We start from the raw sequence: 11,946 nt of genomic DNA, 5'->3' as shown, positions 1-11,946 counted from the left end.
CCGGCACGCTGGCCCGGCTCGGGCCGGTCACGGCATGATGGGACCATGTGCCACACACCTGCAGCCCGTACCACTCGCCGCCCGACGGACCGAGCCCTACGCGTGGGGCTCACAGGTGGCATCGGAGCAGGTAAGTCAACGGTGGCCGCGCTGCTCGAGGAACGCGGCGCGGTCGTGACCAGCGCCGACGAGGTCGCTCGCGACGTCGTCAGCCCGGGCAGTGACGGTCTTGCGGCAGTAGTGGCCGAGTTCGGGGAGGAAGTCCTTGCCTCGGACGGCTCCCTGGACCGCAGCGCCCTGGGGCGGCTGGTCTTCTCCGACGACCTGCGTCGCGCGCGCCTGGAGGAGATCCTTCTGCCCCTCATCGCAGCAGAGGCGTGGGCCCGGATGGAGACGGTTCCGGCCGGGCAGGTGGCGGTCTACGACGTTCCTCTCCTCGTCGAGGGGCAGATGCAGGACATGTTCGATCTCGTTGTCGTCGTTGAGGCCGAGCTCGAACTGCGTCTGAAGCGGCTCGCCGAGCGGGGGATGAATCGCGATGAGGCGCTGGCCCGCATTGCCGTGCAGGCAACCGACGAGGAACGCCGCGGTGTCGCTGACGTCATCGTGTCCAACTCCGGGGCGCTGGAGGACCTGAGCGCCGAGGTCGACAGCCTCTGGAACACGCGGATCACGGAGCCGGGCACCGTCGCCTGACAACGGGGGAGTTCTTCCCATCGGCGGATGCCTCCTCCCGCTCCTACCGTGGGGTGAGGGGCCACGGTGCCTCGGACACCGTCCGGCCAGACCTATCAGTCGTACGAATAGGAACCGCCATGCCGCGATCTCCAATGGTCGCCTCCACTCGTCGAAGCCTTCTGCTGCTTGGGAGTCTCACGGGGCTGGGAATGCTGGCAGGCTGCGGGATGTGGCCGGAGGATCAGAAGGCCAAGAAACCAGTCCTGTATCTCTACCCCACGAGGACGATGCAGCTCTCGGTGTCGCTGGACTATGAGGGAAAGCTGACATACACCTATCCGACGCCGCAGACACAGGCGGAAGGCGGCGTCACATGGCATGTGACGGCATCTCCTGACGGGGACCTCACCGACGCCTCAGGGCGTCACTACCCGTCACTGTTCTGGGAGGGGGAGGGGACCATGGCTCTCACCCAGGACAAGGGCTTCGTCGTCGAGGCGGGTGCGGCTGCCGCCTTCCTGGAGGACAAGCTCTCCACCCTGGGGCTGAGTGAGCGCGAGGCGGCCGAGTTCATCACCTTCTGGGGGCCGCGGATCGCCGAGCGGGGCAGGGCCCTGGTCACCTTCGCCACCGATGAGTACGCTCGCAAGGCCGTCTACCGCTTGACTGACGTCTCCTCGGGTGCCGAGATCGTCCCGGAGACGTTCATTCGGGTCTACATCGTTATCGGGGACGTACCGCAGGCAGCGGTTCCCGAGCAGAAGCTGGTGCCTGCACCCGCACGGACCGGATTCACCGCCGTTGAATGGGGCGGAACCGAGAGGTAGAGCCGGTAGGCGGACTCAGCCCGAGCAGCTGCTGCGTCGAGAGTTTGTACGGGCAGGGCCGAGGGCGCCGACGATGGTCGCCGAGACAGCAACGATGAAGGCCATGGGAGATCCTTGAACTCGGAGGGTGAAGACAGGGTGCAGGGGAGGCCCCAATGAGCATCCACATGAATGTGGAACGGCACGATTCGGTGTCCTGCGGGGACCACCGTAATAGGTGAACTCGATCGGAAGGTTCCTTCTTGGATACAAAGACGTATCTGTGTGGTGACAGCCGGATCGCAGGATGATGAATGAGGCGACCGCGCGATCGGAGGTGTCAATGATGTCAGAGGGACCGCGTAGCCTGAGGGCATGCGTCCCGTCACCGAGCTCCAACGCGCAGCCAAGCCCTTCGAGGTCGTCAGTCCCTACTCGCCCAGCGGGGACCAGCCCGCGGCGATCGCCGAGCTGACCGAGCGTCTCAGGGCGGGGGAGAAGGACATCGTTCTGCTCGGTGCCACGGGAACCGGCAAGTCCGCGACGACCGCATGGCTCGTCGAGCAGGTCCAGCGCCCCACCCTCATCCTGGAGCCGAACAAGACCCTGGCCGCCCAGATGGCCGCCGAGTTCCGCGAGCTGCTCCCGAACAACGCGGTCGAGTACTTCGTCTCCTACTACGACTACTACCAGCCCGAGGCCTACGTCCCGCAGACGGACACCTTCATCGAGAAGGACTCCTCCATCAACGACGAGGTCGAGCGCCTGCGCCACAGCGCCACCAACTCCCTGCTCACCCGCCGGGACGTCGTCGTGGTCTCGTCCGTGTCCTGCATCTACGGACTGGGCACCCCTCAGGAGTACGTGGACCGGATGACGCCCCTGGAGGTGGGCCAGCAGATCGACAGGGACGATCTCCTGCGGCGCTTCGTGACGATGCAGTACACCCGTAACGACATCGACTTCACCCGCGGCACCTTCCGCGTTCGCGGCGACACGGTCGAGATCATCCCGATGTACGAGGAGCTCGCCATCCGCATCGAGTTCTTCGGTGACGAGATCGAGGCCCTGGCCACGCTGCACCCCGTGACCGGCGACGTCATCGACACCGTCGAGCAGGTCTTCGTCTTCCCCGCCTCCCACTACGTGGCCGGCCCCGAACGCATGCAGAAGGCCATTGAGGGCATTGAGGCCGAGCTCGCCGAGCGCCTGGCCCAGCTCGAGCACGACGGCCGGCTCCTGGAGGCCCAGCGCCTGCGCATGCGCACCACCTATGACCTGGAGATGCTGCAGCAGATCGGCATGTGCTCGGGCATCGAGAACTACTCCCTTCACATCGACGGACGTGAGACCGGCACTCCGCCCAACACTCTTCTGGACTACTTCCCCGAGGACTTCCTCCTCGTCATCGATGAGTCCCACGTGACCGTCCCCCAGATCGGCGCCATGCACGAAGGGGACGCCTCCCGCAAACGCACTCTGGTCGACCACGGGTTCCGCCTGCCCTCCGCGTTGGACAACCGCCCCCTGACCTTCGCCGAGTTCGAGGACCGTATCGGTCAGACCGTCTACCTGTCAGCCACGCCGGGCGACTACGAGACCCAGCGCTCCGACGGCGTCGTCGAGCAGATCATCCGGCCCACGGGACTGGTGGACCCCAAGGTCGTCGTCAAACCCACGGAGGGACAGATCGACGACCTGCTCGAGGAGGTGCGCATCCGTGTCCAGCGTCAGGAGCGGATCCTGGTGACCACCCTGACCAAGCGCATGGCCGAGGACCTGACCACCTATCTCGCCGAGAGAGGCGTGCGTGTGGAGTACCTCCACTCCGACGTCGATACGCTGCGGCGCGTCGAGCTCCTGCGAGAGCTGCGGCTGGGCCGCTTCGACGTCCTCGTGGGCATCAACCTGCTGCGCGAGGGGCTGGACCTGCCGGAGGTCTCGCTTGTCTCCATCCTGGACGCGGACAAGGAGGGCTTCCTGCGCTCGACCCGCTCCCTCGTGCAGACCATAGGGCGTGCCGCCCGCAACGTCTCCGGTGAGGTCCACATGTACGCCGACACCATCACTCCGGCCATGGCCGAGGCCATTGAGGAGACTGAGCGTCGCCGCACCAAGCAGCTGGCCTACAACACCGAGCACGGTATCGATCCGCAACCACTGCGCAAGAAGATCGCCGACGTCACCGACATGCTCGCCCGCGAGGACGTCGACACCGCCGACCTCCTGGCCGGCGGCTACAGGGGCCACGAAGAGTCCTCGGTGCGCAACCGGCGCAAGCACGCAGCCGAGGCCACGGTGCGCGAGAAGCTAGCCGGGGCGGCGCAGGGAGACCTCGTCGAGCTCATCAACGAGCTCACCCAGCAGATGCACGCCGCCGCCGAGGACCTCCATTTCGAGCTCGCAGCCCGGCTGCGTGACGAGATCCAGGACCTCAAGAAGGAGCTGCGCGCCATGCAAGCCGCCCAGTGACGGAGCGGGACACGCATAATTCGTGGTGCCGTTTCAGTGCTTTCGCCCCACAAGTGAAACCGGGGATCCTGCGATTTTCTCGGGCAAATGGCCAGTACTCACCTCAACGTCTTACGCGTCGACGCCGATCTGAGTGATTATGCAGGGTATTATGTACGCCGAAGAATTTCTATTGACATACAGTCGTCCTTGTCGCCTCCATTAAGTTACCGTATGGTAAGTACATGTTGTGCCAATGTGATTGCGAAGGGGCGTGAGTCGCTATGGCTGAACGTGACGTCGAGGTCGTTGAAGTGGGGGACCGGCAGGTCGCCTCCGGTAAGGTTTCATTGGCCGCACTGACGGCACTCGGGATCGGATCGATGATCGGAGGCGGGATCTTCGGTTTGCCGCAGCAGATGGCGAGTGCTGCAGCGCCTGGGCCGCTTATCATAGGGTGGCTCATTACAGGAGCCGGCATGCTCATGCTCGCCTTCGTCTATCAGCGGCTGGCTGTCAATCGGCCCGAGATCAACGCCGGTGTCTACGGTTACGCCCGCGCCGGCTTCGGTGACCTCGTCGGGTTCTCCTCCGCCTGGGGGTACTGGCTATCGGCCTGGATCGGCAATGTCGGTTACCTCGTGCTGCTCATGGCTTCGCTGGGGGTTTTCCTCCCCGGATTCGGCAGCGGCAATACTGCACTTGCCATCGGGGTCGCCTCGATTGTCATGTGGATGTACCACGTCCTGATCCTGCGCGGCATCCGCGAGGCCGCGATCATCAACTCGATTGTCACTGTCGGTAAGGTTCTACCGCTGGTCGTCTTCATTATCATCGGCCTGCTCGCTTTCAAGCTCGATGTCTTTACCCACGACTTCTGGGGGTCCGGTGCTGGTACGGGGATCAGTGGAGTGCTCTCCCAGGTCAAGAACATGATGCTGGTGACGGTGTGGGTGTTCATCGGCGTTGAAGGGGCGTCCGTGTTCTCCGAGCGGGCCAGGACGCGCGCCGATGTCGGCAGGGCGACGATCCTGGGGTTCCTCTCTGTTCTGGCCCTTCTGCTCGCCGTCAATGTCCTGTCCTACGGCATCGTTCCCCGCTCCGAGCTCGCCAGGCTGGGCGACCCATCCCTGGCCGGGGTGCTTGAGGCGGCGGTCGGTCCATGGGGGGGCGAAGTTCATTGCCCTGGGACTCGTCATCTCCCTGGTGGGGGCCCTCCTGTCCTGGTTCCTCATGCTGGCCGAGATCGTGCGCGTTCCCGCCCAGGAAGGTCTCATGCCCTCGTTCCTGGGCCGCGAGAACGCTCAAGCCGTGCCCGCCAACGCCCTGTGGCTGACCATGGGGCTGGTCCAGCTCTTCCTCATCTGGACCTACTTCAACGCCTCGACCTACACGCGTCTCATCAACCTGGCCTCAGCCCTCATCCTGCTGCCTTATCTCCTGTCCGCCCTGTTCCAGGTGCTCGTCGCCATCAAGGACGAAACCAAGGTGAAGGTATTCGATCTTGTCGTCGGCGTTCTGGGCTCGGTGTACGGACTATGGCTGCTCTATGCCGCAGGCTTGGTGTACCTCTTGTACACGGCCATCTTCTACCTGGTGGGCCTGCCCTTCTACATCTGGGCGCGGCGTGAGCAGAAGGTCAAGGTCTTCAATGGGGCCGAGTGGGGGCTCGTCGCGCTCTTCTCCGCCATGGCCGTCTATGCCATCTACGGGCTGGTCACTGGTGCACTGAGTCTTTGACCGCCGTTCTCAACCATCTTCCTGTCATCTACGACTGCACCGCTCTCGGCAGCACTTGATTGTGCTGTCACGACTTGGAATGAGGAACAATGACCGAACAGAAGCACGGAGTCTACTCCGAGGTCGGCAAGCTGCGCCGTGTCATGGTGTGCCGCCCCGGCCGCGCACACGATCGTCTCACGCCGTCCAACTGCCACGATCTGCTCTTCGACGATGTCCTGGACGTTCGCAAGGCTCAGCGCGACCACGACTTCTTCGTCGAACTCATGCGTGAGCGTGACATCGACGTCCTCGAACTGCGGGATCTGCTCGCCGATGTCCTGGACATCCCCGAGGCGCGCTCGTTCATCCTGGACCGACGCATCAACCACGCCACCATGGGCGTGGGCGTCGCTGAGGACCTGCTGGCTTGGTTGGAGGAGATGCCCTCGGCCGAGCTCGGTGAGCTCCTCATCGGCGGCCTCGTGTCCGACGAGGTGCCCACGGACGTGTTCGGCAGCTGCATCTCTCCTTACCACGTCAACAGCGACGACCCCGAGATGCTCATCGCCCCGCTGCCCAACACCTTGTTCACCCGTGACAACTCCGCCTGGATCTACGACGGCGTCGAGATGTCCCAGATGTTCTGGGGCGCCCGTCGACGTGAGGTCCTCCTGCTGACCGCCATCTACCGCTACCACCCGATGTTCGCGTACGACTACAACGTCTGGCTGGACACGGTCGACAAGGACATGGGGCACACCTTCATCGAAGGGGGCGACATCATGCCGATCGGCAAGGGCATCGTCCTGGTCGGCATGGGGGAGCGCTCCACCTTCCAAGCCGTCAGCCAGATCGCCAAGTCGCTGTTCGACGCGGGCTCGGCCGAGCGGGTCATCGCGGCCCGCATGCCCAAGGAGCGCGCCGCGATGCACCTGGACACCGTGTTCACGGTGTGCTCCGAGGACGTTGTCAACGTCTACGAGCCGGTTGTCCGGGCGATGGACACCTTCTCCCTGCGTCCTGACGAGACCGAGCGCGGCGGCATCAAGGTCACCTACGACGAGGGCTACTTCGTCGACGTCGTCTCCGAGGCCCTGGACGTCAAGCTCACCCCGGTCATGTCCACCGCAGGACGCTACGGGGCCGAGTGCGAGCAGTGGAACGACGGCAACAACGTCGTGGCGCTGTCGCCGGGAGTGGTCGTCGCCTACGACCGCAACTACTCGATCAACGCCAACCTGCGCGCCGCCGGCATCGAGGTTCTGGAGATCCCCTCCAGTGAGCTCGGGCGCGGCCGCGGAGGCGGACACTGCATGACCTGCCCGATCGATCGGGATCCGGTCTACTGACCGAACTCGCTTCAGGGCAGGGACGTTGCAGTCACGATGGTGATGTCGTTGCCGCCTCCGAGGATTCTCTGTGACGCGGCAACGTCATGCACCCCACACCTGCTCGACGGGACACTCCATGTGCCCACACCGGTGAGAACGTTAGACTCTCAGACGTTATACACGGAGGGGAGTACTCCCAACCAACGGCGACGTCGTCATCACGGTGGTGCGGGCACACACGATCCTGCGTTCCCGGCGTCGCGGCCAGAGTGGTATGCGCCTTGAGCGCCTGCACACGTGGCGGGAGGAGACCTCCGGTACCAGTTCCGTACCGGAGGAGAACACGTGGACGTCCACATCCTGGGGTGGATCGGCCTGGCGGCCATTATTCTGACCCTCATCGTGATCGACATCGTCGGTCACGTACGCACCCCCCACGAGCCCACCATGAAGGAGGCCGCCGTCTGGTCGGTGGCCTATATCGCCATGGCCCTGGTCTTCGGCGGCATCGTCTGGTTCGTGTGGGGCGGAGGCTTCGCCCAGGAGTACCTGGCCGGCTACATCACCGAGAAGGCGCTGAGCATCGACAACCTCTTCGTCTTCGTCATCATGATGTCCTCCTTCAAGGTACCTCGGAAGTACCAGCAGGAGGTCCTGCTCGCCGGCATCGTTATCGCCCTCATTCTGCGGCTCATCTTCATCCTCGCCGGTGCCGCGCTCATTGAGAACTTCTCCTGGGTGTTCTACTTCTTCGGGGCGTGGCTCCTGTGGACCGCCTTCTCCCAGGCGCGTGAGGGCGTCGAGGAGCCCGACGACGAGGATGAGGAGTACAAGCCCAGTGGCTTCGTCAAGCTCATCGCCCGCGTCATCCCCATGACTGACGGCTTCGTGGGCGGCAAGGTCATTCACCGCCATGCCGGGCGCACCATGATCACCCCCATGATGCTGTGCATCATCGCCATCGGCACCGCCGACGTCATGTTCGCCGTCGACTCCATCCCCGCGATCTACTCCCTGACCAGTGAGCCCTTCCTGGTGTTCTCCGCCAACGCCTTCTCCCTGCTGGGCCTGCGCCAGCTCTACTTCCTCATTGACGGGCTGCTCGACCGGCTCGTCTACCTCCACTACGGCCTGGCGGTCATCCTCGGCTTCATCGGCTTCAAGCTCATCGTTCACGCCCTGCACACCAACGAGGTGCCCTTCATCAACGGGGGCCAGGAGTGGCACGCCATCCCTGAGGCGTCGATCGGAGTGTCCCTGAGCGTCATCATCACCACTGTCCTGGTCACGGTCATCGCCTCAGTCCTCAAGTCGCGAGCAGATGCCCGGCGTGCCGAGGTCGCATCCTGATGTCTCGACCGCCAGGAGGAGGGGAACCCCTCGACCGATTCACTACTGTGTGACTCGTGAGCACCACGAATGCCTCTGAGTCCCCGGTGATCGGGCTCAGCGCCGCGCAGGTCGACGAGCGTGTCAGTGCCGGACGGATCAACGAGTACCGTGAGCGGACCTCCCGCAGCGCCGCACAGATCCTGCGGGCCAATGTCTTCACGATCTTCAACGGGATTCTCGGCGTCGCGCTGGCTCTCGTCCTGGCGTTAGGGCACTGGGCGGACGCACTGTTCGGATTCGTCCTGCTGCTCAACACCGCCACTGGCACCCTGGCGGAGATCCGCGCCAAGCGCGCCCTGGACCGTCTCGCTGTGCTGGAGACACCCCGCGCCGTCGTCCTGAGGGAGGGGGCCGAGACTGAGGTAGCGGTCGGAGAGGTCGTTATCGACGATGTCGTACGACTCCGGGCCGGCCAGCAGGTGCCTGCGGACGGGGACGTCCTGATCAGTGATGGCCTTGAGATCGATGAGTCGATCCTGACCGGTGAGTCCCGGCCCGTACGCCCTGTGAGCGGAGCGCAGGTCATGTCTGGGACCACGGTGACGGCCGGGACCGGACTGTTCCGCACCACAGCGGTCGGTGGGGACGCCTATGCCCACCGGTTGGCCCGGGAGGCCCGCAGGTACTCGCTCGTCGTCAGTGAGCTGCAGGCCGGAACCAACCGGGTGCTGCACTGGATCAGCTGGGTCATCGTGCCCGTGGCCCTGGTGCTGGTGTGGTCCCAGCTGCGGTTGAGCGGAAGCGTCGCCGAGGCCTGGAGCAGCGGAGCCTGGCGCCACGCGGTCGTCGCCGGCATCGCCGGCGTGGTCAGCATGGTGCCCCAGGGCCTGGTGCTCCTGACCTCCGTCAACTTCGCCACCGCCTCCCTGGCCCTGGCCAGGCGCAACGTCCTGGTTCAAGAGCTGCCGGCCGTCGAGGTCCTGGCCCGGGTCGACACCCTGTGCCTGGACAAGACCGGCACCATCACCACCGGCCGCATCCGCCTCGGGGAGATCCAGAACCCCGACGGCGAGCAGGCGTCCTCCGAGGTGCTCTCGGCGCTCGCCCTACTCAGTACGGTCGGGGAGGCCAACGCCACCGCCGACGCCATCAGGGAGGGGCTCAGCGATCTCAGAGGCCTTGGTGAGCAGGGCCTCGAGGAAGCCCGGGAACCCGGCAATACGGGCCCCTCGGCCGACGTGGAGTCGGTGCCGTTCTCCTCGCGCCGCAAGTGGTCCGCGGTTCGCGACCGGTCCGGCACCACCTGGGTGCTCGGCGCCCCAGAGATCGTCCTGGCGGGACACAGTGAGTCAGTGCTGGACCGTGCTCGTCAGATCGCCGCGCAGGGAGTACGCGTCGTGGCTCTGGCTCGATCAACCTCGCTCTGGAAGTCGGCTCGGGAAGAGGGCGACCCACGGCTTCCCGATCACCTTGAGGCCGCGGGGATCGTGATCCTCACCGAGGAGATACGCCCTGACGCTGCTGAGACCCTCGCCTACTTCCGCCTGCAGGGCGTCGATGCCAAGGTCATCTCCGGTGACAGCCCCGAGACGGTGGCCGCGGTCGCCCGCCAGGCCGGGGTCAGCGCCCCCGCCGGCGGAGAGCTCGTCGCTCTGGACGCACGTACGCTGCCTGCTGGTGCAGGTAGCGGGCATGAGGCGGATGAGGACTTGGAGCGCCTGGCCGACGCGGTTGAGGGCGCCAGCGTCCTGGGGCGCGTCACTCCCGAGCAGAAGCGGGCACTGGTGCGGGCACTGAAGTCCCGAGGGCACGTCGTCGCGATGACCGGGGACGGCGTCAATGACGCCCTGGCACTCAAAGACGCCGACCTCGGCATCGCCATGGGTAATGGAGCTCCGGCAACCAAGGCGGTGGCGCGTCTGGTGCTGCTCAAGGGAGAGTTCTCGGCCCTGCCCGGGGTCGTGGCTCAGGGACGCCGTGTCATGGCCAACACCGAGCGCATCGCCTCCCTGTTCCTGGCCAAGACCATCTACGCGTCCCTCATCGCCGTCGTCGTGTCGGCCATGGCGGTCGCCTACCCGTTCCTGCCTCGCCAGTTCACGGTCGTCTCCTCGCTGACGATCGGGATCCCCGCCTTCGTCCTGGCCCTGGCCCCCAGCAACCAGCGTTACCGGGAGGGTTTCCTCGGCCGGGTGCTCAGCCTGTGCGTGCCGGCGGGACTCATGGCGGGAACCGTGACCTTGTCCACGTACCTTTGGCTGACGCTCACCCATGCCCCGCGGGCCCAGGTGACGACGGCGACGACCCTGGTGCTCATTACCTGCGGGCTGTGGCTGCTCACGCTCACGGCCCGGCCTCTGACGAGTTGGCGTCTGGGGCTGGTTGTTCTCATGGGGATGATCGCAGTGCTCGGCGTCGTCGCCCCACCGGTACGCGCCTTCTTCCTGCTGGCCTGGCCCACGCCCGGCGTGTGGTGGGTCATTGCGCTCATGGCCGGCCTGGCCATTGGCGGAATCGAGCTGGTTCACCTGGTGCGGCGCCGGATCGTACGCGGTCGGGGATGAGTGCGCCTCTACTTCGCAGCGACGAGGCGCAGCCAGCCTTTGTGGGGATGGACGCTGACATCCACCATCAGGAAACCGGCCTCGTAGGCTGCGCCGGCTAGGGCTTCGCTGTCAGGGACGTGCATGTTCAGGCGATCCGCCCAGGCCCCCGCTGACGCCCGATCAGCGAACTCGTTTGCGATCACGAGCCTACCGCCGGGACTCAGGACGCGGCGGATCTCAGTAAGGCCGGCCTGCAGTTCCGGCCAGAAATAAGTGGTTTCGAAAGCCGTCACCACGTCGAAGAACCCGTCACGGAAGGGGAGGCTCTCCACTGAGCTCTCCACGATTCGCAGGCGTCCGGAGGAGACGGCGGCGCGGTTGACGCTCCGTGCGGTCTTGACCGCCTCAGGGGAGTGGTCAATGCCGGCCACCTCACGGCGCGTCTCCTCCAGGATCCGGGAGATGGCCTTGCCACCTCCGCAGCCGACGTCGAGTACCCTGTCAGTCAACTGGATACCCGCTGCCTTCAGGCCCCACTGGTGCAGGCGGCCGTGCCCGATGTTCATGCTGCGGAGCAGGATGCGGCCCATGAGCGAGGAAGGGCGGGAGAACTGGGACTCGGTCGGCGCAGAAGAAATCATGGGCCCATGCTCCCGGCCGGGTGGTGCGGGAGCAAGAGCCGTCAGCACATGAGACGGTGGGGAAGTAGTTCAGGCTAGGACCCCGATGACCGGGTTCCACTCGCGCGGGATGCGCTCAGAGATGAAACCGGCCTGCTGGAAGGGGTCGTCCTCAAGAAGGGACAGGGCTCCGGCCTCGTCCTCGGCGCGCACGACGATGAGGGCGTCGTGGGTGCCCACGTAGGGGCCGGCGGCCAGCAGCAGGCCCTCATCGGCCAGGCGACCGTTGAAGGCGCGGTGCGAGGGGCGAACGGCGGCCATCTCCTCGTCCTTGTCGGTGACGTAGCGGTACTCGACGGCGTAGATCTTGCTCATGGCCTCAGCATAGAGGCGAGGGCCCGGCCGTGGCCTGAACACAGGAGCGCTGGCATTCTTCCGGTGCCCTGGGTATGAGACGCGT

The 11,946-nt window shown here is 65.4% G+C and carries 9 protein-coding genes and 1 pseudogene; 8 read left to right on the top strand and 2 right to left on the bottom strand.

Annotation, left to right across the window (positions count from 1 at the left end):
- The first annotated feature begins 45 nt into the window (after positions 1-45).
- The 8 genes and pseudogenes from coaE (at position 46) to BKH28_RS03985 (ending at position 10,884) form a co-directional block, all read left to right on the top strand.
- Complete coding sequence (coaE, locus tag BKH28_RS04015) at positions 46-696, top strand: dephospho-CoA kinase (protein WP_256695468.1); 651 nt, start codon at positions 46-48, stop codon at positions 694-696.
- A 119-nt stretch (positions 697-815) separates the two neighbouring features.
- Positions 816-1,505 (top strand): transcriptional initiation protein Tat, encoded by a 690-nt coding sequence (locus BKH28_RS04010; protein ID WP_075417586.1) that lies wholly within the window; start codon positions 816-818, stop codon positions 1,503-1,505.
- A 354-nt stretch (positions 1,506-1,859) separates the two neighbouring features.
- Positions 1,860-3,956: an excinuclease ABC subunit UvrB gene (gene uvrB, locus BKH28_RS04005; RefSeq protein WP_075417585.1), complete on the top strand. Its 2,097-nt coding sequence runs from the start codon at positions 1,860-1,862 to the stop codon at positions 3,954-3,956.
- 263 nt (positions 3,957-4,219) lie between these two features.
- A pseudogene (locus BKH28_RS13740) lies at positions 4,220-5,044 on the top strand (amino acid permease); the annotation flags it as partial.
- Between the two features lie 34 nt (positions 5,045-5,078).
- Entirely contained in the window at positions 5,079-5,675 is a 597-nt protein-coding gene (locus tag BKH28_RS13735) for an amino acid permease (RefSeq protein WP_256695467.1), read from the top strand.
- 89 nt (positions 5,676-5,764) lie between these two features.
- On the top strand, positions 5,765-7,006 hold the full coding sequence (locus BKH28_RS03995) for an arginine deiminase (protein ID WP_075417584.1): 1,242 nt from the start codon (positions 5,765-5,767) through the stop codon (positions 7,004-7,006).
- A 327-nt stretch (positions 7,007-7,333) separates the two neighbouring features.
- Entirely contained in the window at positions 7,334-8,338 is a 1,005-nt protein-coding gene (locus BKH28_RS03990) for a TerC family protein (protein WP_075417583.1), read from the top strand.
- 56 nt (positions 8,339-8,394) lie between these two features.
- On the top strand, positions 8,395-10,884 hold the full coding sequence (locus BKH28_RS03985) for an HAD-IC family P-type ATPase (RefSeq protein WP_075417582.1): 2,490 nt from the start codon (positions 8,395-8,397) through the stop codon (positions 10,882-10,884).
- An 8-nt stretch (positions 10,885-10,892) separates the two neighbouring features.
- Here the strand turns inward: BKH28_RS03985 and BKH28_RS03980 are convergent, their stop codons facing one another.
- Complete coding sequence (locus BKH28_RS03980) at positions 10,893-11,507, bottom strand: class I SAM-dependent methyltransferase (RefSeq protein WP_075417581.1); 615 nt, start codon at positions 11,505-11,507, stop codon at positions 10,893-10,895.
- Positions 11,508-11,576: 69 nt separating this feature from the next.
- On the bottom strand, positions 11,577-11,861 hold the full coding sequence (locus tag BKH28_RS03975; protein ID WP_075417580.1) for a YciI family protein: 285 nt from the start codon (positions 11,859-11,861) through the stop codon (positions 11,577-11,579).
- Positions 11,862-11,946: the final 85 nt, after the last annotated feature.

The sequence above is a fragment of the Actinomyces oris genome (genome assembly GCF_001937665.1).
Classification (GTDB): domain Bacteria; phylum Actinomycetota; class Actinomycetes; order Actinomycetales; family Actinomycetaceae; genus Actinomyces; species Actinomyces stomatis.
This window is presented reverse-complemented; position numbering and strand designations above follow the sequence as displayed.

What these genes read in the sequence shown, in the direction of transcription:
- coaE (WP_256695468.1), top strand. Translation starts at nt 46, where the DNA reads ATGTGCCACACACCTGCAGCCCGTACCACTCGCCGCCCGACGGACCGA.
- uvrB (WP_075417585.1), top strand. Translation starts at nt 1,860, where the DNA reads ATGCGTCCCGTCACCGAGCTCCAACGCGCAGCCAAGCCCTTCGAGGTC.
- BKH28_RS03995 (WP_075417584.1), top strand. Translation starts at nt 5,765, where the DNA reads ATGACCGAACAGAAGCACGGAGTCTACTCCGAGGTCGGCAAGCTGCGC.
- BKH28_RS03975 (WP_075417580.1), bottom strand. Translation starts at nt 11,861, where the DNA reads ATGAGCAAGATCTACGCCGTCGAGTACCGCTACGTCACCGACAAGGAC.
- BKH28_RS04010 (WP_075417586.1), top strand. Translation starts at nt 816, where the DNA reads ATGCCGCGATCTCCAATGGTCGCCTCCACTCGTCGAAGCCTTCTGCTG.
- BKH28_RS03980 (WP_075417581.1), bottom strand. Translation starts at nt 11,507, where the DNA reads ATGATTTCTTCTGCGCCGACCGAGTCCCAGTTCTCCCGCCCTTCCTCG.